The sequence below is a fragment of the Spartinivicinus marinus genome (genome assembly GCF_026309355.1).
GTDB classification, from domain to species: domain Bacteria; phylum Pseudomonadota; class Gammaproteobacteria; order Pseudomonadales; family Zooshikellaceae; genus Spartinivicinus; species Spartinivicinus marinus.
In genome coordinates this window covers 2,037,611-2,061,093 of sequence record NZ_JAPJZK010000001.1, presented here as the reverse complement: position 1 = coordinate 2,061,093, position 23,483 = coordinate 2,037,611, and the positions used below count along the sequence as shown (strand labels likewise).

At 39.7% G+C, this 23,483-nt stretch carries 16 protein-coding genes; 7 read left to right on the top strand and 9 right to left on the bottom strand.

Annotation, left to right across the window (positions count from 1 at the left end; all coding sequences use genetic code 11):
- Nucleotides 1–426 precede the first annotated feature (426 nt).
- The 3 genes from OQE68_RS09305 (at nt 427) to OQE68_RS09295 (ending at nt 3,499) form a co-directional block, all read left to right on the top strand.
- Nucleotides 427–1,377, top strand: coding sequence for a class I SAM-dependent methyltransferase (locus tag OQE68_RS09305; protein ID WP_180571162.1), 951 nt, complete (start codon nt 427–429; stop codon nt 1,375–1,377).
- Nucleotides 1,378–2,295: 918 nt separating this feature from the next.
- On the top strand, nt 2,296–2,871 hold the full coding sequence (locus OQE68_RS09300; protein ID WP_180571166.1) for a M15 family metallopeptidase: 576 nt from the start codon (nt 2,296–2,298) through the stop codon (nt 2,869–2,871).
- Between the two features lie 334 nt (nt 2,872–3,205).
- On the top strand, nt 3,206–3,499 hold the full coding sequence (locus OQE68_RS09295; RefSeq protein WP_266195582.1) for a MarR family winged helix-turn-helix transcriptional regulator: 294 nt from the start codon (nt 3,206–3,208) through the stop codon (nt 3,497–3,499).
- A gap of 199 nt (nt 3,500–3,698) precedes the next feature.
- Here OQE68_RS09295 and OQE68_RS09290 read toward each other — a convergent pair whose 3' ends face one another.
- The 5 genes from OQE68_RS09290 to OQE68_RS09270 all read right to left on the bottom strand — a co-directional run bounded on the left by OQE68_RS09290 (nt 3,699) and on the right by OQE68_RS09270 (nt 11,954).
- The gene (locus OQE68_RS09290; protein ID WP_180569271.1) at nt 3,699–4,838 is read right to left on the bottom strand and encodes a BCCT family transporter; all 1,140 of its coding nucleotides are present in this window, start codon (nt 4,836–4,838) and stop codon (nt 3,699–3,701) included.
- Between the two features lie 176 nt (nt 4,839–5,014).
- Nucleotides 5,015–7,291 (bottom strand): CehA/McbA family metallohydrolase, encoded by a 2,277-nt coding sequence (locus tag OQE68_RS09285; RefSeq protein WP_180569272.1) that lies wholly within the window; start codon nt 7,289–7,291, stop codon nt 5,015–5,017.
- 58 nt (nt 7,292–7,349) lie between these two features.
- Complete coding sequence (gene betA, locus OQE68_RS09280) at nt 7,350–9,092, bottom strand: choline dehydrogenase (protein ID WP_180569273.1); 1,743 nt, start codon at nt 9,090–9,092, stop codon at nt 7,350–7,352.
- A 15-nt stretch (nt 9,093–9,107) separates the two neighbouring features.
- Entirely contained in the window at nt 9,108–10,565 is a 1,458-nt protein-coding gene (gene betB, locus OQE68_RS09275) for a betaine-aldehyde dehydrogenase (RefSeq protein ID WP_180569274.1), read from the bottom strand.
- A gap of 438 nt (nt 10,566–11,003) precedes the next feature.
- Entirely contained in the window at nt 11,004–11,954 is a 951-nt protein-coding gene (locus tag OQE68_RS09270; RefSeq protein ID WP_180569275.1) for a GGDEF domain-containing protein, read from the bottom strand.
- A 515-nt stretch (nt 11,955–12,469) separates the two neighbouring features.
- Between OQE68_RS09270 and OQE68_RS09265 the strand changes: the two genes are divergently transcribed.
- Entirely contained in the window at nt 12,470–14,728 is a 2,259-nt protein-coding gene (locus OQE68_RS09265; protein WP_180569276.1) for an acyl-CoA dehydrogenase, read from the top strand.
- 308 nt (nt 14,729–15,036) lie between these two features.
- Entirely contained in the window at nt 15,037–16,344 is a 1,308-nt protein-coding gene (locus OQE68_RS09260) for a phage tail protein (protein ID WP_180569277.1), read from the top strand.
- 63 nt (nt 16,345–16,407) lie between these two features.
- Here OQE68_RS09260 and OQE68_RS09255 read toward each other — a convergent pair whose 3' ends face one another.
- From OQE68_RS09255 to OQE68_RS09245, 3 genes are all read right to left on the bottom strand, one after another.
- Nucleotides 16,408–18,285: a ricin-type beta-trefoil lectin domain protein gene (locus OQE68_RS09255; RefSeq protein WP_219340071.1), complete on the bottom strand. Its 1,878-nt coding sequence runs from the start codon at nt 18,283–18,285 to the stop codon at nt 16,408–16,410.
- Between the two features lie 255 nt (nt 18,286–18,540).
- Nucleotides 18,541–20,190, bottom strand: a complete 1,650-nt coding sequence (locus OQE68_RS09250) for a M48 family metallopeptidase (RefSeq protein WP_180569278.1) — start codon at nt 20,188–20,190, stop codon at nt 18,541–18,543.
- Nucleotides 20,191–20,546: 356 nt separating this feature from the next.
- Entirely contained in the window at nt 20,547–21,140 is a 594-nt protein-coding gene (locus tag OQE68_RS09245; protein ID WP_180569279.1) for a LemA family protein, read from the bottom strand.
- Between the two features lie 104 nt (nt 21,141–21,244).
- Here OQE68_RS09245 and nfi point away from each other — a divergent pair, with 104 nt between their 5' ends.
- A complete protein-coding gene (gene nfi, locus OQE68_RS09240; RefSeq protein WP_180569280.1) occupies nt 21,245–21,931 on the top strand; it encodes a deoxyribonuclease V in 687 nt (228 codons plus the stop codon).
- Entirely contained in the window at nt 21,924–22,487 is a 564-nt protein-coding gene (locus tag OQE68_RS09235) for a 3'-5' exonuclease family protein (RefSeq protein WP_180569281.1), read from the top strand. Before nfi ends, OQE68_RS09235 begins: the two co-directional genes overlap by 8 nt.
- Before the next feature lie 21 nt (nt 22,488–22,508).
- Here the strand turns inward: OQE68_RS09235 and OQE68_RS09230 are convergent, their stop codons facing one another.
- Entirely contained in the window at nt 22,509–23,276 is a 768-nt protein-coding gene (locus OQE68_RS09230) for a substrate-binding periplasmic protein (RefSeq protein ID WP_180569282.1), read from the bottom strand.
- Nucleotides 23,277–23,483: the final 207 nt, after the last annotated feature.

The following is a 23,483-nucleotide window of genomic DNA, read 5'->3' as shown; positions in this document are numbered from 1 at the left end:
AATGTATCTCACTGTTCTTCTCTAATAATTGGCGAATGACTCATAGCAGGCCGATAATCTAATGAGCCTAAAGCTTTAACAGCATTATCAACTACTGTTATGGATTGGTCTGATGTTGCATCACCGTTGCTATGTATCAGCAATTACCAGTTATTGGAAAAAACATATTTACATAACTTTGTATACCTTCTGTTTTCATGGCAAGGTAACCACGATAGTTGTTGTCTTGTCCACATAGGGTGGAATATGATAGGGCTGAGTTAACCAAGCAGTTTTAGCTTGTGGTGAACCGTCTAAGGAAGGTTATCTTTTGTTAGTGATAAGTAATCGGTAATAATATGGTTGTATTGATGAATGCTATTAAAAGATAGAAAATATCCTGTTAAAAAATGGAGCTAGTTGAAAGTGATATCTCAGTCAATTCATATGGAATTTGGTCAGTTAACGAATAATGAAGCATACCTTAGTTCCTTTTGTAAAAGAGTGATGAAACCCAGCTTAGAACCTTTGGATCCTTTTATTGGTAATACCCAAAGAAAAGATTTTATACCGTTACTTAGTAACTTGATTAAGCAACTTCCAGATAAACCACATGTTTTTGATGTGGGTGGTGGCAATGGAGAAATGGTTGACTTGATTCTTAAAAAGAATATCCCAAACAGTGCTTATTTTACAGTAGTAGAGCCTAATTCTAAGATGCTTCAAGAGTATATTTGTCGGCTGGAAAAAGCGAACATAAGGGTTAATGAATCTTTTCAGTCCCCAGTCCAAGATGTTTATCGGAAAAATCTACAAAAACCAGCTGATTTAATTATTGCGGTTCATATGATTTATCATCTAGTTGATTGGTGTAATAGTAACTTTACGCCAGATAAAGAGCTTATTGAGTTTATTAAATTTTTATATTCACAGTTAAAGCCAAGAGGAAGGATATTTTTGGCTTTTGCTGATGATGAGCAAGGATATGTGGGACAGGCAACAGTCGATTATTATAGGAAAAAACATGATCAAATTATAGTTGATAGACTAAATCTTCTGTATAAGTCACAAAACCAACTTTTGGCAGCAAAAGGAATTGAAGAATATTTGACAAAAGAGTGGCCGATGCATAAGCCAAAGTTAAGTATACATAAGTTTGACTCAAAATTTTTTGGAGAAACGAAGGATGATCTCTCTGCAATGGCGTTAATCAGTGGGATAATACCATTTAATGAACAACCTTTTGATATTAACAAGCTTTTTTGCACTAGACAATTTATTGAAGAGAACAGTGAGTCTATAGGTTTAAAACAAGAACTAGAACCGGGTGAGAGACAGTACATGTGGAAGTCTTGTCAACCTCAGGTTGTGTGTGTGATAGAAAAAGGTGAAACTTAAAAATATCACCTCTAGCTTTATTAATCGGTGATTAATATTTAAACAGCTCTTCGGTTTGATTGCATACTGAACAATTAGAATATTTTTAATGAAAAAATAGCATAGTTTAAATCTAGAGTATTATTTATTTGAAAATTATAGGCTGGTTATATTTACAAATTTAATAATGACGATAATATCTGTTCAACCCACTAAGTAAGTAATATAGTGGCTGCATAGCCAATTATTTATATAGTAATCAAATCCAGCGGGAGTCAAAAGTTGAAAATGGTGTCATTTATACTAGACAGCATCCAGGCGCAAAAGCAGAGAATGGGTTTGGTGAACTACTGGCTGCTACAATGCCTATGTTTAACTCAATGTTTGGCTCTGATGTAAATGCTTATTGGACTTTTCAAATTCGGTTAGCAAGGGTAAACTCTGGCTCACTTTGTAAACTCATAATGGTTGAATATTGATCGGCGCTTAAAGAAAATAACTAACTTGTTAATCCAAATCCAAGTTGTTGACCCTAAAAAAACACGTTTGATGTGACTTCTCACAAACTCTGTGGCTCAATCAGTTATCTAAAAATGAAAAGCGAGTCATCTTCGTGCATGGTCAGGGAAGAAATATAATGAATTTTCTACATATCTATATAATACTATCAAGAAAATTATTGGTTTTGTATCATTTGCGCTACGTAATAGAGAAAGTTTATACAGCCAATATTAACTATAGCTTATATAGTTTGAAAACATTTACAAGATAAAACGCTATGACTTACAACAAAGAAATTCAGTTTAATTATACTCGCAATTTAGATAATGAAATTTGTTTTTTACATAAAAATAACGATATATGTGAACTACCTGAAAGCCAAAGAATTAAAGTTGTAAACTCATATTATAATGCAGGCTACAAAGGAACTACAAAAAAATATATACAAGAAAATCAATCTTAAAAAGAATAAATAATGTTGTTCATAACTTACCTGACAACTTAGGATTACTTATATTTGATGCTTTCAGAACAAAAGAAACCCAGAGAGATATTTTTAATAGGTTTCAACTTGAAATCATAAAAAATAAACCTCATCTTAGTGACGAACAACTTCATCAAGAGGTACGAAAGTTTGCGGCCCACCCGGATGAGCCTTCTAGATTTGCAGTACCACCCCATAATTCAGGTGGTTCTATTGATCTAGCTTTATATGATATTAATACACAGCAGCAATTAGATTTTGGTAGTGACTTTGATGATATGACAGTTGTTTCCGCCACAGATTATTTCGAAAATAATATTAAAAATACTAATTTTAGTATAACTCGCACTAATATAGTAAAAATTAACAGAAGAATTCTTTATCATGCTATGACTTCACAGGGATTTGTTAATTTTGAGAATGAATGGTGGCATTATAGTCTTGGGGACTGTTTATGGGCTCAAATGTTAAATTTAGATTGGTATTATTTGTCATTAGAGCAAGAAGTATTAAAAATTATGGGAGATTAATAAATTTATGAAAAATAGCCCTCATTACGGATGGGTCAAAGCTGTTATTTGATCAGTTCTATACTGCTACTGGCTGGAACTTTACCACCTTACGTTCGCGTCTTCCTTAATGAAGGAGCATTGTATTCAGCAGCTAAATGGTGATTTAGCCATTTTCAAAGAGACTCATTTGTCTTGGAGAGGGGGCTCATAACACAGCTATCATGTATGTCGAAATTTCTATGGACATTGTGTTGTAGTGGTTGTTGAGTTATGTAAGCTGAAAACCTTGATATTTTTGGACTTTTTGCCATCCTTATTGGTACTTCAAGTTGAAATAAAAAAAGAAGTATCGATGATGAACACCAAAAAGCTTACCAAACTGTCAAAACAGCACCCTCGTTTAACTGTCCGGACTCTAGCCACTCTAATGGCTATCAAAGACAACGAAGGCTGTTCGGTTTCAGAGTTATCCCAGTTTATGGGTGTAAATGAGAAAAATGTGGCTACCACAATCCGCCGATTGGAAGAGGGTAGGGAAGGAAGTGGAGATGTGAAGCTAATTAAGGTCAAGCAGAACAAAGAGGATAAGCGCTTTAAGCTGATATGGCTAACAGCAAAAGGTAAATCCTTGTTGCAAAGGTTGTAGGGATTGCAGCGATTTAGACATTTGTAGCTGCTTTATCAGGTTAGTAAAGTGCTAGGGAAGGCCTGTGTGCTTATTGCTGGCTAAGCTCTGCTTTAGTAGCGCTTGAAGTACCTTGTGGTCCTTCAAGCGTTTGTAGCAGGGTATTCTATTTATTTTTTATAACCTCTCGACAAGAGAGGGAGCTATCAGGAGAAAAATGTTAAGCTGGCTGAACTGCTTCCACCAGTCGTTCCCGCTGTCTGAATAATAAGAAATAAATCACTGCATAAAGTCCTATTACCAATAAGCCAACCCACTCAATATCAAATGGTGTGAACTGATAGGCTAAGATTAAACCGTACATTACAATGAAATTTCCTGCCATATAGCGAACTTTACCAAATCGCTCCACTGTAATACCCATGTTAGATGTGTATAAACGGATTAATGAGTCCAGTGAGTTTATAACAAATACTACTCCAACAAATACCATGGCGATCTTCATGATTTGTACGACTTCGATGGCACTGGCGTGATAGTAGTAAAGTACTGAGAACCAAATGGCTAGCGGGATAGAGGGGATAACTAGTAAAGCGATGCATAATTGCCAGGTTTTTAAGCCACCCACAAAGCGAGCGACAAATTGGCCAATCATAATACTCCAGCTAAACCACCAGAATAGATAGAACTGATGATAATCTGAAATTGGGCTAACAAACTTATCTAAATTAGAAAAGTAGCCACCTATATTGGCCATAGTGCCAAACATTTCTTTTACACCCAAGCCTGGGGCAAAAAACATAACGCCAGCAATTAATGCAAAAAATACCCAGGTTGAGGAAATACTTAGTATTTTAACATAGTTAATATCTGTACTGGAAAATACTGCTGCGGCCACTACTATCGCAACCAAACCAAATCGTGCCCAGTCTGGAATACCTTCGATATAGCTGGGGAGATAAGAAAGGAATAAATAGCCGGTAAAAGCACAAGTACCAATAATCACTAGATTATTAACCAGCTTGACTAAAGGAATTTCAAATAATTTAACTTTTGGCTCTATTACACAGAAATAAAAAGTGGTTAAAAAGTAAAACCCCCAGACTAAAAAGCCCCAGAAGCCAAACTCAATGGCGAGAGGGTTGGTAAATTGGTAGGCTTCTTCTTTTGCATAAGTAGGAAACTCTGTCAGTGGGAACATAATCAGTCCCACATCTAATCCAGAAGTAAATAAAATAGCCATAAAAGCAAATAGGGAACTGGGTATTGTTCCTTTGCAGTTCACGTTTCCGGCGCGAATTATAATAAACGCTGAAGTAATAAGTGTCACCACGATGGCGACAGAGAGAATGCTAGTCATTGATTATCTACTCCTTATAATTTTTATATGTATACTCTTCGCGAATGATTTTTAGGTTTTGGTATCTTCATTCCTCACCTAAAATCCATTCGCATTGGGTATATGTTTGGGCATAGCGCTACCCATGTGCATTAAACTTATTGACTCATGAGTAATTTAAAGCCCGGTATGTTTTACTATTGCTGATTAACGGCTAGATTAATCACTTTAAGCCAAATAGGGTTGGTAAAAGCTCGTTTTCCTTGACTATCTTCCACTACCAGACTAAACCAACTGTCTTGTTGGGGAGTGACTGTAAATAATACCTCAGTTAATTCTTGACTATTGTTAAATGTCTTTTCATTTTTTACTTCGCCCCGTTCAATTAATTTCACAGACTTAAGTCCATGTACTGCTTGTACATCAAAGCTTAGTTTAACTTCAGCGCCTGGAATTGTTTTAATTTCCTCGCCCAATTTTTGGTGTGGGTAAATGAGTGGGCCAAAAGTGACGTATGCATTACCGGTCTTGATTGCTTTGACAAAACTATCTGCTGTTACCTCTCCATTAACCTGGGTGTAAATTCTCACTTTTCCTGATAGTTCATTCCAAACGTCATGGGTGTCAGATCCAGCAGAGAAATAGTATCGGTTACCATTATTCCATTGTTGCCAAACACGTTTTATTGTTTTGTCGTATTCCACAGCAGAGTTTATTTCTAGTAGTTCAAAATTCGGGTGAAACCCCCCTGGCACTTTTTTATTATCGGTGTTTTTAAAATAACCATAAGCAATCATTGGGTGATTAGCTTGGATGGCGCTTGCACCTAATTCAATAGCAGCAGTAAGTACTTCTTTGGCAGAGGCCGTGCCGGGATCAATCGTTAATGGCTTGCCGAGTTGTAATGGATAGGCATTAAAATGTCCCCAAGAGGGAGAAATTTCCATAGAAGGGATAAACGGCACATTACGGCTACGTGATAAATCTGCCATTTTATAATGGTTTTTAGCCGTATCGTGATCACTTAAAAAACTAAGGTCAAGGCCTGCTGCAAGTTGTGAACGTAGTACATATTCTGGTGGAGTAAAACCATCCAATACATCAGAATGGTGATGTAAGTCTGCACTATACCAGTGACTAGCATTAGGATTGGCTTGAGGACTAATTGCTGCTACTAAGTTTTGACTGCTTTCTGGTTTTATGCTGATATCGTAGTATTTTGCTTTAGCCAAAAAACCTTCTGCATGGGCTACTTTTAGTTTGTATTTACCGGGAGCAATGGTAATTTTAGCCTGGCCTGTGGGATGTAAATTAGTAAAAAAAGTTTTCTTACCAAAATACTTGATGAGTGGCTTATCCCCCTCTTCAATGGTAATTCGGGCATCCAATGGTTGGCCTGAACTAGTGGATTTAACTTTTACTTGTAGCTCACCAGGGGCTTGTAAGTCATTAAAATTTTGGGTGACAGTGTGCTTTTTCTTTAACTCAATTTCTATAGGCGTACTACTGGCATGGCCTTTGGCTGTGGCATATACATTATATTTGCCTGCAGGTAGACGCAGGCTGTATTTTCCTTTGTCGCCAATCACCCAGGTATAAGGTTGACCATTTTTCTCTACAACAATTGCTGGCTTTTCTACCGTTTTTCCTGAAGTAGTGACTACTGAGCCTTGAATAGTGCCAGCAGGTAGATTTTTTAATTTAATTTCACTGGCTACCATAGGAGACAGGTCACCGCTGGGGCCTACTTGCAACCAGCCTTCGAAACTACGCTCTTCACCTGGTTGTAATTGATGAGACAGATACATGTCCCGAGAACCATAATTAATAAAATTAAAGTAGGGGGCATGTAGGCCAAGGCTCCAGTCTTCATCATAAGCAGACATCCAGTCTGTAAGAGCATGGGTAGCTTTACCCTGTTTGGCACCTTTCATACCTGGCACGCCAAATAGATAGCCACCGTCAGGCCATAGCACATAACCAGAAAGCAATTTGTCATAGGCTTTCTTAGTGGTGTTTTTCATTTTGGTGACAACATGTACTTTGTTGTCGTTGGCTTTCAGCCGGTAGCGGGTATGCAGGGTCACGCCTTCCCAATCACGATCGGTGGTAATAATCGCTTCTTTAGGGGTATTTTTTACTACGTTGACTTTCTGGTAAGTGGTTGGCCAGCTTGACCAGTTATTGGGGATAAAATCCATTAATGAAGCTTTATCAGAACCGATAACGCCATCTTTAACGGTCGCTATATCAATGATGCCACCACGGGCAACCCCCCAAGGTGGGGCCGTTTCTACAGCGATGGCAATTGCCAGCTTATTGTTTTGAATGGTGATATCTTTTTTACCGACAGCATTGCCTTGGGGAATAGAGGTAGGGCCAACCTTGACTGATACATCAGCAGTGGCGAAAGGTGAGGCTAACCCACCAAGCACTAGGCTGGTTGCTAGTGTTAGTGTGGTTTTTTTGTTCATAAAATACTCCTAGTGTTTTTAATTTTTAGGCGTCCACTGCCGTGCTTTTATTTCGTTATTAATTAGTTGTGACGGAAATTGCTTCTTGTTGTTCTTGACTATGTTCAATAGTCATTGCTCGCATGGGTGAGCTAAGTCGCTGGCATTGCTGCCAATCAGGGGCAATCCATACATCCACGGGCTCGGCAGGTAGTGGTTGGTTGCCTAAAATTAAATCTGCTGCTTTTTCGGCCACCATAATGGTAGGTGCATTCAGGTTACCGTTGGGGATAGTGGGGAATATGGAGGAATCCACTACTCTGAGTGACTCTATGCCACGCACTCGACATTGCTCATCAAGCACAGCCATTGGGTCATCAGTTGCGCCGATTTTGCAGGTGCAGGAAGGGTGATAAGCACTTTCGACATTGGCTCTTACCCAGCGATCAATTTCCTCATCACTGTTGATTTCTACCCCAGGTTGAATTTCTTCCCCACGGTATTCATCCATGGCGGGTTGATTGAGAATTTCTCGGGTTAAACGAATACAATCGCGCCAGTCTTGTTTGTCTTGCTCAGTGCTGATGTAGTTAAACAAAATGCCTGGTTTAGCTTTGGGATCAGCTGATTTAATCCAGACCTGGCCTCGGCTTTCTGGTTTGTTTGGCCCAACATGCACTTGAAAGCCATGGCCATCAATTGCTTTACCACCGTCATAACGCATGGCAGCAGGTAGGAAATGATATTGGATATTTGGCCATTTCAGCCCTTTGCGAGAGCGAATAAACGCGCAGGATTCAAAGTGGTTGGTGGCACCTAAACCATCTTTAAACAGAATCCAGCGGGTGCCGATCATGCCTTTGCTGATCAGATCTAGTTTGCTATTTAGGGTGATAGGCTGTTTGCAGTGATACTGGAAATACACTTCCAAGTGATCCTGCAGGTTTTCACCCACACCTGGTAAGTCTTGTACAACGCCTACTCCTGCATCTTGTAATACCTGGGCAGGGCCAATACCTGATAGTTGCAGCAGTTGTGGTGAGCCTATGGAGCCTGCAGAAAGAATAACCTCTTGATTGGCTTGAACTTCAACCAGCTCATCATTTAGCTCATATTTAACCCCGGTGGCTCGCTTGCCTTCTAACACAACCTTATGGACAGTTACGTTACTAACCAAAGTAAGGTTGCTACGTTTTAACGCGCGGCGCAGGTAAGCATTAGAAGTAGAAGCCCGCACACCGTTATCCACCGTCATATGCATGGGGCCAAAACCTTCCTGACGGTAGCCGTTATAGTCTTCAGTGGTGGGGTAACCCGCTTGTTCTCCGGCATCAATAAAAGCCTGATATAGCGGGTTTAACTTCATATCATTGCCATTGCAGGTGGCTAAAGGGCCATCGCCACCCCGATAGGTATCACCGCCTTTGTACCAACTTTCAGCTTTCTTGAAGTAGGGTAGACAGTGTTGGTAACCCCAGCCTTTGGCTCCCTGGGCTTCCCATTCATCAAAGTCACAGGCATGGCCACGCACATACACCATGCCATTAATTGAAGAGCTGCCACCTAGCACCTTGCCCCGTGGACAGTGCATAGAGCGGTTATCTAAATAAGGCTCCTGCTCCGTGTGAAATTGCCAAGCGTACTTTTCAGTATTCATGGGGTAGGAGAGGGCGGTAGGCATTTGAATAAAAATGCTTTTATCGCTGCCACCCGCTTCTAGAACCAGTACTTTATGGCGACCATCTTCAGTGAGCCGGTCTGCCAGCACACAGCCTGCGGAGCCTGCGCCTACTATGATGTAATCGTATGCATCTGTACTCATTACTCGCGCTTCCCCTTAGCTATACGGGCACTCGATATCGCCCAACGCCACAAACACGCTTTTGGTTTGGGTGTATTGGTTGAGGGTCTCGATACCATTTTCACGGCCGATACCTGACTGCTTATACCCCCCCACAGGCATTTCGGCAGGAGAAGCACCCCAGGTGTTGATCCAGCAAATACCGGCTTGCAGTTGGGCAATCACTCGGTGGGCACGGGCAAAGTTGCTAGAGAAAACACCGGCTGCCAGGCCATAGGGGGTGTTGTTCGCTCGCTGAATAACTTCTTGTTCATCACTAAAGCGGAGGATTGACATAACTGGGCCAAAGATTTCGTCTTTGACATGGGGCATTTCATCGATACAGTCAGCAAATACGGTAGGCTTAACGAAGTTGCCTTTGTCCAGATCATTTTCGGTGGCTCGTTCTCCTCCACAGACTAACTGAGCGCCGCTGGCTTTAGCGGCTTCGATAAAGCCCAGTACTTTTTCCATATGTTGGCTGGATATCAACGCTCCGATTTGCGTGTTGATATCTGTGGGGTCACCAATGACTAAGCGCTGAGTGCGTTCTGCTACTTGGCTGACAAATTGGTCATAAATACTGTCGTGGACAAATACTCGGGTACCATTGGTGCAAACTTCGCCCTGGGTGTAGAAGTTGGCGAGCAGTGCCCCAGAAACAGCGTTATTCAGGTCAGCATCTTCAAAAACGATCAGTGGGGACTTGCCTCCCAGCTCCATAGTGACTTCTTTTAACGAGCCAGCAGCATCGGCCATGACTTTTTTGCCCGTGCCGCATTCGCCAGTAAACGACACTTTGGCTATTTCAGGGTGGCGTGATAGGGCCTGCCCGACCCGGTAATCCCCCTGTACCACGTTGAATACTCCATCAGGCAAGCCAGCCTCAGTGAAGATTTCAGCCAGTTTCATTGCACCTAAAGGGGTTTCCTCTGATGGTTTGAAGATCATGGCATTACCGGCAGCTAGCGCTGGTCCAGCCTTCCACATAGCAATTTGAATAGGGTAATTCCAGGCACCAATTCCTGCACAGATACCTAACGGTTCGCGTCTGCTATAAAAGAAGTTATTACCACCCAAGTCTTGTTGCTGGCCGTGAATAGTGGCAGCTAGGCCCGCGTAATACTCAATGACATCGGCACCTGTGGCGATATCTACGCAAATGGCTTCTTGCAGCGGCTTGCCGGTATCTTGTACTTCAATCATGGCAAGCTCGTCGTTACGTTCCCGCAAGATTGCAACAGCTTTCATTAAAATGCGTCCACGTTCAGCACCACTCATTGCAGACCACACGTTAAAGCCTTCTTTTGCTGCTGCTACAGCGTTATCTACATCAGCTAATGAGGCTTGTTGTACTTTGGCTAATACTTCACCTGTTGCGGGGTTACGGGTAACAAAGGTTTCTCCAGACGTGGCATCTTGATAGCGACCATTAATGTACAGTGAGTGTTGCATAGAGCTTTATCCTGATAATTCAGCTGTATATATCCAGTGATGCAGTATTGATTAGTGATGCAGGCTTGCTAGTTAAAGGCAGTGTTGTTGTGTAGTAGATGAGATGCTGTCTTAGCTAAGCCTGATGTTTAATTTTTATACGGCTTTAATTTAATTAGTTGTTCAATTAAAAATAATTTTGACTGTTTTTTATTCAGAAGTCAAGGGGGTGGGACAAAATGTCGCTTTTAGCCCCTGATATTTGATTTCAAAGAAACCCTAACAATGATTATTGTGGATAAAAATAACTGGCAGGTATGATTGATATGTGTCGTGCTCAGATAAACAGCTGGCAGCAACTGTCGTAAATGAAGTTAACTATGACGTGAATAAATAAGCTCAGTTGTTGGCTAAATAAACCACACAACAAACCATTGAAATCATTCGAGAAGGGTATTTTTATTCATCACCCATAACGACTTGGTTTTTTCCATTTTCTTTGGCTTTATATAAAGCCATATCAGCAATATCAATCAGTTTGGTTGTGGTATTGGCCGTTTTGCTGATAGCGCCTAACCCAATACTGACAGTGACATTAAAACTGCAAAAGGTTAGGTTTTCTATTTTTTTTCTGATACGGTCACCCACTTGATAGGCATCTTTCATAGTGGTATTAGGCATAATAATAGCAAGCTCTTCACCACCATAGCGGGCAGCTAAATCCATTTCCCTTACGGAATCATTGATAGTATCGCCAATTTTGCTTAACACTTCATCACCTTTTTGGTGGCCATAGGTGTCGTTAACATTTTTGAAGTCGTCAATGTCTATCATTAATAAACACAACATCGAGTTACTTCGTCTGGCTTCACCAAGTTCTTTTTTAAGGACTACATTGAATACTTCTCGTAAATATAAACCAGTTAATTCATCTTTAGTTGTAGCCTGAGCAACATAGTTAATTTTGTCTTCTTCAATTATTTTAGGCTCAATTAACGTGCATTTAATATTGGTAAGGTAGTCAAGAGAAGCGACTGATACACCTACATATCTACCCAAGGTATGATTTAGCTTTTGCATATGATCAATTATTTCATACCAAAGGGCTTTGGCTTCATTTTCAGGAAATGACTCATGGGTGAGAGACATTAAAATATTAGAGTATAGATGGCTTTTATATTTTTCTTTATAGCAGTTGTGTACTTTTTTATCATTAGCAATAAACTCAAGCTCAGCTAATGATAGAGTATTCTCATCAACCTCTATAATGTCTTCTAGCTGCTTTTCTGTATTGTCTAGCGAGTTGGTTGCAGCGTTACTGATTCTATCGTTACTTTTGGAGTTGTTACGATGAAGATTGCTATTGCTGTTATCATTACTGACAGTATGGTTTTTACTACCTTGAGCCACTTTTTATACCAACCTTTTATACCAACCCTAGTTTATGAATCTGCTTGAAAATCCAGAGTTTAATTATATCTAAAACTTTTATCGTAAATGAATGATTGGCCTCATTTTTTATGCCTTTTATAATATGATGATTTGAATTGAGTATTGATTAACACTATAGTTTCCAATGCTTAAAACTATCTAATAATCATCTTAAATACGGAACAGTGTTGTTTGAGATAGGTTTAACAAGTTGTGTTGGTTTTACTGTTCTTTTGATTTTAGCTCCTTTTGTTTTGAGCATGGACAGCTAATTCTCTATAAGCTGCCTTTTGGTGATACTAAGATTGTATAGCCAAAACTATTGTAGCCTTTCTTTGCAAATACTCGCTTAGGGCTGACCTATTTTAATTCAATACTATGCAAACAATAAAAAACTATAACTATTAATGGTTTTTATTTCAGTTTTAACTTTATTAATCTTTAATTATCTAGCCTACCTTGATAGATATCCTATGTGTGCTGGAGGCTAGGTTATGACCACCTTTCGTCAACGTTGGGTCAGTGGCCCACTTTTGCGGCACTTGAAAGCAGTTTTGCCCCCCATTTCTGAAACCGAGCGACAAGCACTGGAAGCTGGTGGTGTTTGGTGGGATTCAGAGTTATTGTCTGGAAAGCCTGATTGGTCGGTGTTGCATAGCATTGGTAAACCGAAGTTAACTGAAGAAGAGCAGGCTTTTTTAAATGGCCCGGTTATTGAACTTTGTAAAATGATAGATGACTGGGAGATTACTTTTGAGCATCGTGATATTCCCGCGCCCATTTGGCAGTTTCTAAAAGAAAAGTGCTTTTTTGGCATGATCATTCCTAAGCGTTATGGCGGCTTGGAATTCTCTGCTTATGCCCATTCTGAAGTAGTCACTCAAATTTCTACCTGTAGTACAACGGTTGCAGTGACTGTGATGGTGCCAAACTCGCTAGGGCCTGGTGAGTTATTAATGGAGTTTGGAACAGATGAGCAGAAAGAACACTATTTACCTCGCTTAGCTGATGGTCGTGACATTCCTTGTTTTGGTCTAACAAGCCCAGAAGCTGGCTCAGATGCAGCAGCAATGACTGATAAGGGGGTGGTTTGTTATGAAGAATACAATGGTAAGCGAACATTAGGGATGCGAGTAAACTGGCATAAGCGTTACATCACTCTGGGTCCTGTTGCCACTTTATTAGGATTGGCTTTTAAGCTGTATGACCCAGACCATTTGCTTGGAGAAAAAGAAGAACTGGGAATAACAGTAGCTTTAGTACCTACCAATACCCCTGGAGTTGAGATAGGCGAGCGCCATTACCCAGCGTTTCAAGCATTTCAAAATGGCCCCAACTGGGGGCGTGATGTGTTTATTCCTATGGACTGGATTATTGGAGGCCAAGAGCGAATTGGTGAAGGCTGGAAAATGCTAATGTCGGCACTGGCTGCTGGCCGGAGTATTTCATTGCCATCACTCAGTACTGGTGGTGCCAAACTCGCGGCGCGATCCACTGGTGCCTATGCGCGTATTCGTGAGCAATTTAATGTGCCAATTGGAATGTTTGAAGGTGTACAACAACGCTTAGCTCGAATAGCTGGCTATGCGTATATGTTAGATTCTGCTCGAAAAACCACTACTTGGGCGTTAGACCAAGGTAAAGTGGCTGCCGTTATATCAGCAATATTAAAGGCACACTCTACTAACTGTTTGCGAGAATCCATTAATGATGCGATGGATGTTCATGGAGGAAAATCCATTTGTGATGGGCCGAGCAATTATCTGGGTAATTTTTATCGCTCAATTCCTGTGGCTATTACGGTAGAAGGTGCGAATATCCTTACATGCAGTTTGATTATTTTTGGGCAAGGTGCCATGCGTTGTCACCCTTATTTATTGGATGAACTGCATACAGCTGAAATTAAAGATGAAGCGGTTGCTTTAGAAAAATTTGATGCTTTAATTGTTAAGCATTTAGTTTTTCAACTAAAAACATTCGGTCGTGCTTGGTTCCATGCTTGGACAGGCGGTTATTTTGCCACAAATCCAGATAAAGACGGTACATTACGCAGGCATTATCAACAGGTTGAGCGTTACGCATCTGCACTAACACTAGTGAGTGAAGTTGCATTACTAACACTGGGGGGTGAATTAAAACGAAAAGAGTTTCTTTCTGCTAGGTTGGGTGATGTACTAAGCCAGCTTTATTTAATTTCTTGTGTATTAAAACGCTTTGATGATGACGGCCGTCAGCAGGCCGACTTACCTTTAGTGGATTGGTGCGTTCAAAATAGTTTATGGATTATAGAGCAGCGCTTGGCGGAGGTGATTGCAAACTTTCCATCACGACCGCTGGCTTGGCTAATGCGTTTATATGTATTACCAAGGGGAGCTAGCCGTAAACCTCCTTCAGATAAATTAACCCAGGCTTGCGCGGAGCTGTTGTTATCTCCTTCCGATACCAGGCAGCGATTAACAGGTGGCGTATTTGTGGGTGATGCAAATACTGGTGTAGGCCGGATCGAAGCAGCTTTTGAGCAGGTCGTTAATACCCAACCCTTACGAGATAAAATGAAAGCAAACCAATTGAGGACTATTGAACAGGCAGTTGTGCAAGGTGTTATTACTGATCTTGAAGCTCAACGGTTAAAAGCAGCAGAACAAGCTGTTACTAAAGCAATAGAGGTAGACTACTTTGATGCGGATTATCTAAGCCAGTTAAAAACCAAACCAGGTGGGCACGCTGGTGTTAAGAAAAAACGGAAGCATTAAATAAAGGATACCTCTAATCAATGTTCAAGACCCGTCAACTTGCGCAGAGGCCGTAAACAATTATTATAAACCCAAAGCCATTACTATTGTTATAAAAATAGTAATGGCTTTTTTTTGAATTCTTAATTTTCTTATTTTTTTAAGTTTAATCCTGAGTTTTTATCCTCTTCATATACCTCTTGTGAATAACTTTTAGGCGTAAAGAAAAATAGTTATATACTCACAGTGAAGAATTTCACCTGATGTCAGCTCGTAATCGGTGATAAATTTACCCATCAGTAAATTGAAAGAGCGAATCAGATGAAATCATGAATAAACAATACTACAACGTACTAACAGAGGTGGGTACAGCGAAGCTGACTAATTCCACTTTAATGGGTGATACCCTTAAATTAACCACAGTTAAAGTAGGTGATGGCGGGGCAGAAGAGGGCAAAGAAACTTTCCCTAATGAAGCTGCGACAGCCCTGGTACGAGAACGTTGGTCTGGTAATATTACCAATCTATCCATTGACCCGGAAAATAAAAACTGGGTAGTGGCCGAGGCTGTGATACCTGTTGATGCAGGTGGTTTTTATATTACCGAGTTTGGTTTATATGATGACCAAGGTGACTTGATTTGTATTGGTAAATACCCTAAAACCTATAAACCCAAAGTGCAGCAAAACAGTGGCAGTGCCAGCAGCCTTTATTTAAAAGTGGTGTTGGAAGTGTCAAACGCTAAAAATATAGAACTTAAGATTGATCCCGCAATTGTGCTGGCTTCGCGGGAGTATGTTGATAGGGTTTATAAGGAACAATTATCTAGCTTACCATTCCCACCGGAAATCGTAGGTGGTGATAATCGGCTTAAAGTTACTATTAAAAATAATGAAAATAAACTAGTGGTTCAAAAAGACCAAAGCATTCGTTGGCGAGGTTGGAAGGAATTTAACACAGCTGATTATGATAAAAAAGAACAAAGGACATTTAATTACGAACCAGAAGAAACTTATCACTTAAGATGGAGTCCTACTGACGCTTTTAAATTATATGATGTTACTGATAACACATATAATCCAAATAATTTATCAGAGTATGATCAAATATTTGATACGAGTTATGATGATGTGCTGATGGGTAAGCTTGAAAAAGGCGAGTTTTATCCAGCTATTGTTGCAGCGAAGCGGGTTTATCGTTATAAGCTTAATGGAGATGGTGTTATAAAACTACCTTTAGGTTATCTAGATAAATCTTTTCGTATGCTCGTAACGGTTAGAGATATAGTTACAGCTAATAAAAACCATATACAGATTAATGGAGTTACTGGTCGTTGTGGTTATTTTTTATTAGATGAGGATCATACTACGATTACACCTAGAGTTGAAAAAAGCTTTTATATCAGTAGTGCTAATGCTCTTAATGAAGTTTCCATTACAACAGTTCACGGGGATGTTTGTGGAAATGAGCTGTATTTACAATCTCATCAAAGTGAATATTCAAATAGTGCTGATGAAGCAAGTGAAGAGCTTTTGGCTATGGGAGTTAAGCAGCTAAATTCAATAGAATTAAAAGAAGGACTGCCGCTTAATTACTTTGATGTTAAAAACGCAACTATAGTTTTTGAAGTATTTTAATTAAGTAAATTTTATCGCTGTTTAACGCCTCTCAGGGAGAGGGCGTTAAACGTTGCCAAAAAACTACTGCCAAGACCAGGTCATATCATGATCTGATGTGATCATTGCTTGCCAGCTGTCTGGGTTATAAGTCAGGGATAAATTAAAGTTGGCTAGATTCCGTAAATAGTCGCCATTCCACTGCCAACGTTGTGCACGGGTATTATTGCAGCGCTCGATCACTAGTTTACCACCTTCATTTAACTTCGCTGTTGCACACATATTAGTTGCGTGGGCTGGATGTAGACGACCATAGCGGTCTTGCCACCATTTTTGGTTATTACCTGAATGACAGTCCCAAGCCAAAACGAGTGTGCCATCAGTAGTGCCATTGTTAGCAACATCTAAACATAAGCCATCATTAGATACTATTTGACGCCACTCATCGTTGGGCGTATTACTGTCATCAGAAGCGCGAGAAAACAGTTCATTAACTACTGAGGTTAATGGTTGACCATAACGAGATGATTGCTTGGCTTTAGTCTTCCAGTTAGCAGGAACAGATTGACCTGCACTCCACTTACCTGAACCATCTTGCCAAGATTTAGCCATTGCTTTTGGTGTCGGCGTCCAGAGGAAATCAGGATGACGATTACTATACCACTCTCCACCTAAGATTTTTCCTTGGTTATTTAACTCTAAGTCATAGTAATAACTGACTTTAGTAATACCATCATACTGTGGACTATCAGTGCGTCGATGCGATGGATTAGTTTCAACAACATAAGACACATCCATTCTTACCCCAACAATATGGGTAGATTGACTACCACGATAGTTACTAAACTTATCATTGGTATAGTTTGATAGGGGGATAGTGGCAGCTTTGGCAGATGAATAGCTAGCGTTAGTTTGTGGATTAAAGTAAGTGACTTTATAAGACTGGATTGGCTGATTCCAAACTTGATAATCATAGGTGGCATCCATAATTAAGCTGCGACCAGAGATGCCTATCTGATTCACCACAGACATATGCCAGGTGCCGGGGTTTGTATCAAAACATACATTATTAATTATCCGGCCATTAGCATCTCGCTGAGGGTTCTTAATATTACAGCGGCTACCAATAAAACGGGTATCAAACCGAGCATTAGCCCACAGTAAAGTAGCCAGCGCTTTTATATCGGATGGATAGAAAGTGAGATTTTCACCACTGGCATCTTTTACTGTTAAGGTTTTTGTTGGACGTGGCAACATATAGGCAGCTGGTGCCCAACCATGACATAGCCCCATCCAACGTTCTACTTTGCCACTACGTTCATAATAGCCTTTGCCGCTATTCCAGGCATTTTCAGTAAGCGTATAGTTGGAATCACCCATTAAGAGGTCATATTTTTCTGCTGGGGATAAATTGTCTCGAGCTTGTCCTGTATAAGAAGAAACAGGTTTAGTGACATAACTAAAATTCCAGTAGTCTTTCCAGCTAGATGGTGATGAACGCCATAAGTCACTATCGGCATAACGCCAGCCTGCTGCGCCAGAATAAAGTGGCCAATAAGTATCTGACCAAGGTTGTACATCTAATGAGCGTTGTTTAGGTGCTTTTTTATCAAGAGTATATAAGTTGCTAATGACATTGTTGCCTAAGTCAACTAACCGGGCAGGGTTGTCATTGTTATAATTTATAGGTGCTCTTGGAATATCTAAATTAGTATTTTCTCCTCGAATGATTTTTTGTCGAGTTTGATCTTTATATTGAATGTAATCTCTGTTAGTGATAGCACTTTCAGAAAATAATGTGGCAGAATACCCTGTTTTAGGTGGCAATTTGTCCATTACTGCTGCAGGATTTTGGTGAAACTCCTCCATATAGGTTTTTATTTCTTCATTTAGATCTGCAAATGACCAGGTAGAGCACATCGCCAATGTTAAAGCTGCCAAGGGTAGTGGTTTGTTAATCATTAATATTCCCTTACTTTCTTATTTTATTTAAGTCTATCTAAAACGACTGATAATCTTAGTGAATAAAGATTACAATTTTATATTTACACATTGAAAAAAATAGATAAACATTAAACTGTTAGAAAATTATTTAATATTCCTGGTGAGTATGGTAGGGAGTCGTTTGAAGCGAGAAGATTAGAATTATATATTATAGCGGTATGGAAGTATGAACTTACCATAAGCGAGACTTGAGGATACTATAGAAAATCATTTTTAGCGGTTCTCTAATGATGTATTGACGATAGGAGGAATTGGACAGCCAATTAAAATAGCAATAGCCCTCAATACTTGCGCCTCTTTTAAAGTGACCTTTTGATTAAACTCAATGCAATAGCAGCAAATGTTAATAAATTGCTGCTTAAGTCCTGGCGTTAGATTTGCACAACATTCGAGTGCTCTGTAAAGTTTTTGGAAGGAAAGTTGGGATGGTAGCTGGTCTTGATTAATATTTAGTTTTAGCATTGCTGTTGCGAAGCAATGTTGTTGTTGCTCAGCAGGCATACCTGAGACACGACAAATAATGCCAATTACTTGAGGAATTTCATAGGTTAAACTACTAAACTGCTTTATTTCTTTAGATAGCTTGCCTGCACGATGAGTTTCTGCCCACTTATTGAAATAATGTTTTATAATAGCAGCAACAGCCCACTCAAATAGTGAAATCTTTTTATCAACTTGAATGAGTGCAAGTATGCTTTTTTCTAACTTAGTACGCTGTGCCAAACTACCTTGCTTTAACGTGGGAATAGCTATTTCAACTAATACTAATGGGTCGGGCATAGCAGCTATTTGGATTTGGTTTGCAAACTGTTCTACTTTTGCTGCTGTATCGGTATGAGGGTAATGTTGAGAAAGTAACTGTAATTGTTGTAATTGCAGGTCTTCTTCCTTAGCAAAAACTAAGGCCATCATATACAGTGGAGCATCAGTGAGTGAATGAAGCCCCTTGCTGATAGCAAAGGGTAAAGTTTTTAACAGTTGCTGAGCATATTGAATATGTTCAGGTTCGGGTTGGCCAATATGATTAATCGCTTGTTCTAGTTGCTGGTGAGTCACTGCTGCAACAGAAGAACTAAAACCCATGGCTGCTGAAATATTATTTGATTGCTCTTGGGCAGAGGCTGTTTGCTCCGGTTTATCTTCGAGCTCTGCTATATTTAATGAGGGTAAAAACCTGCCGTCCCAGCTGGGTTGTAGTTTTCTAATACGTTTTTCCAATGGTGGGTGAGAAGCAAATAAACTGGCAAAAAACCCCGTTGAGCTGCTACCAAACATCATATGACTGACTTCGTTGGCATTAGCTGATTCCAGGTTAGTGCCTACAGAAGCGCCACCTATTCGTTTTAGGGCATTACTGATACCATCTGGATTACGAGTGTATTGCAGTGCAGAAGCATCTGCTAAATATTCACGGGTTCGACTGATGGTGGATCGGATCCAACTGGCGAAAAAGGTGCCAATAGATCCTGCAATAACAAAAGCTAGCCCAAGTAGAAAGGTTTTATTTTCTCTGCTACGGCCACTATGGCCACCTCGTAATATAATCTCACCTAAGTGAGCAATCATGGTAATACCAAATACAATACCAATTAGTCTGATATTGATTCGCATATCCCCATGAATGATATGACTGAATTCATGTGCAATAACGCCTTCTAATTCATCGCGAGTTAATCTTTCACTGCAGCCACGAGTAACACCAATCACAGCATCCTCAAGCTGAAAACCAGCGGCAAAAGCATTAATAGCCAGCTCAGAATCTAGAACATAGACATCGGGAACAGTAGTGCCAGAGGCAATAGCCATTTCTTCGACAATATTTAGTAAGCGTTTTTCATAGAAGTTGGTGGTATTTACACTCACTTTTTTGCCACCTAAAGCTGAGGCAACTGTATATCCACCAGAAGATAATTTATAAGTTTTAAACAGACTGCCACATAGTACAGCGAATGCAACACCAGCTAAACAAGCAAAAAAGAAAGGTATATTGATCCAGTCAATTTGTAGGTAGGCTTGTTCTGGTGAGGGGATCGAACCGCTTTGTAAGTAGTAGAAAAAAAATAAAAGAGGAAAATAGAGGATTAGGCTGATACCAACAACGCTTACTATAAGTGCTAGTATCAGTATTTTAGTTTTTCTTTTGGCAATTCTTTGCCACTCAAAGAAATTCATAAAATTATATAGTATTTAATAGGGCTATTTGCCTTTTATGGAAAGAGTTAAAAAGATACCTTCGGCACTTGCTGAATTTGGGCTGAATCTGCAAATTCAAGCAAGCCAATATCCTGAGTGTGGCCAAACATATTGGCAAGTACATTAGGCGGAAATGACTGCCGAAAGTTATTGTAGTCAGTGACTGCGTCATTATAAAACTGCCTGGCTCTAGCCACTTTATTTTCTGTGCTGGTTAATTCCTCTGAAAGCTGCATCATATTTTGGCTGGCTTTCAGGTCCGGGTAATTTTCCATTACAACATTAAGCTGTCCAAGCGCACCTGTTAGAGACTGCTCAGCTTGACTAAATTTTCTCACATCATCTGGGGTTAAGTGTTGTGCTAAATCCTGTAATAAATTTGCTGCTGCATTTCTAGCAGATATAACTTTTTCTAAGGTTTCTTGCTCATGTTTCATGTAGCCTTTGGCAGTTTCAACTAAGTTTGGGATCAAATCATGCCGTCTTTTTAGTTGCACTTCGATTTGGGCAAAGGCATTTTTAAAAGTATTCCGCTTTTTCACCAAATTATTGTAGACACTAATTACATAAAAGGCTGCACCGATTAAGATAGCAAGGATGACGATTGTGGAGATAGACATGGTATTTGTTCTCCCTATGTGACACTTACACTGAGTATTCTAGACAGTATAGTTAGTGTATATACTCTTCGCTTTGATATAGCATGTTTACAGTTGAGAGTTTAATGAAACCGGTAATAGAACCTCACCCTTGGGATTTGGCTGAAGCTGAAGCACTAGAACTGCAAGGTCAGTTAGCTGCCAAGGTAATAAAAGAAGATAAGTTTAGTGAAATTCACTATGTTGCAGGAGTAGATGTTGCTTATGAAAAGCACAGCAATCAGCTAATTGCTGCTGTAGTTGTATTAAATGCAAGCACGCTTCAAATAGTTGAAACAGCGACAGCCTCAGGTTTTGCACAGTTTCCTTATATTCCAGGACTATTCTCATTTAGAGAGCTGCCTCCATTAATCAAGGCATTAGAAAAGTTATCAATGGAACCTGATTTAATCATATGTGATGGTCAAGGAATTGCACATCCTCGTCGATTTGGTTTGGCTTGCCACTTAGGGGTTTTGTATAACATACCAACCATTGGTTGCGGTAAAACTCGGCTAATAGGTGAGGCTGGGACAATAGAGCGGGTTAGGGGAAGTTGTGCAGAGCTAATTGATAATGAAGAAGTCATTGGTTGTGTGTTACGTACGCAAAGCGATGTAAAACCAATTTATGTTTCTATTGGGCATCGTGTATGCTTAGCAACTGCATGTGAATGGATATTAAAACTATCACCAAAATACCGGTTACCAGAGACAACAAGGCAAGCAGACCAGCTAGTAAATAAATTAATGACAAAGGCAAACAATGGCTAAATCAGAAATATATGTAAGCACTGACATAGAGGCGGATGGGCCAATTCCTGGTCCTCACTCTATGTTAAGCTTCGCTTCTGCCGCTTATACAGCAGATAAAAAACTCATTAAAACATTCTCTGCCAACTTAGAAACATTACCTGAGGCAGCTGCACACCCTGATACCAAAGCTTGGTGGGAGAAGAATTCTGAAGCTTGGGCTGCCTGTAGGGAAAACTGTCAACCACCAGACGTTGCGATGAAAAACTATGTAGAGTGGTTAAAAGCGCTGCCAGGTAAACCTGTGTTTGTTGGTTATCCTGCAACTTATGATTTTATGTTTATTTATTGGTATTTAATTCGGTTTGCAGGCGAAAGTCCATTTTCTCACTCAGGGTTGGATATTAAAACCTATGCAATGGCAGTATTAAAAACTAATTATCGTGAGTCCACTAAAAGAAATATGCCTAAACGCTGGTTTGATAAGCTTCCACATACACATGTTGCATTAGACGATGCGATTGAGCAAGGAGCTCTATTTTGTAATATAATGCGTGAGGCGGATAAAATGAACTAGAAATAGAACAATGCTGGTCTACTATCTTGTGATGGTAGACTTTGAGTGGAGTTTGTCTGTAGTTGATTTATATTTTCTTAAAATGGATAACATACTTTTGTCTTCTAGCATTTTATGTGCAGCGTTAATGAGTTGCTTGGCTATTGCTGGGGAGTTTTTTGAAAATGCGCAGTGTAGAGGATATTTTTTATCAACTAAAGAACTTAGGCGCAGTCCTGATGCGACACCTTGTTTTTTTAAATAATTGAACGAAATTTCATTATCAACTAATGCGTTAACTCTATTTAATTTCAGAAGTCTATATAGTAAAGCGGTTTTTTGTTTATTAATTCTTGTGGTAAGTCCCTCTTTAAATAGTGCCATCGTCTTTTTGCTGTATGTATAGCCAAGGTGGGTAGCAATGCTTTTACCTCTTAGCTGTTGATGATCAAAAATATCAGGGGACGCGTTACGAATGATGAAATATTCTTTACGGTAAAACATCACAGGTCCCCAATGGAAGCGCTTTGGAGAGCGGACCCACATAGGATTGTGAAAGCAAATCATTGCTGTTTTGCCTGTAACAAGAAAGTCATCTACCCGATTGGTGGGTAGATTCATGAAATAAGCTTGCTTACCAGTATTAGCTGCGATGGCACTAGCGACATCATAAACTAAGCCGCCGGTCAACTTTCCATTAGTTAGTTGATGGAATGGAGGGCCATGTTCAACATAACCAATATTGACCTGGTTGCTTGTTGCATTTAGTGAGTAAATTAGACTTAAAATTGTAAAAATAAAAATGTACATGATGTTGGGTGGAGTGAATTAATTTTTGCAAAGTCAAGTTTTAAGTTTGTAACAAAATATAAAATTCACAAAAAAATAAAAGCAACTTTATACTTGCTCATTTTTGTATAATAGCTGTTATATGTGAATATGCAATCTACATCTTTCGTGTTAGCATATGGTTTTTTTTATGGTTTCCTGAAAAATATTTGTTGAGACTATTTTTGA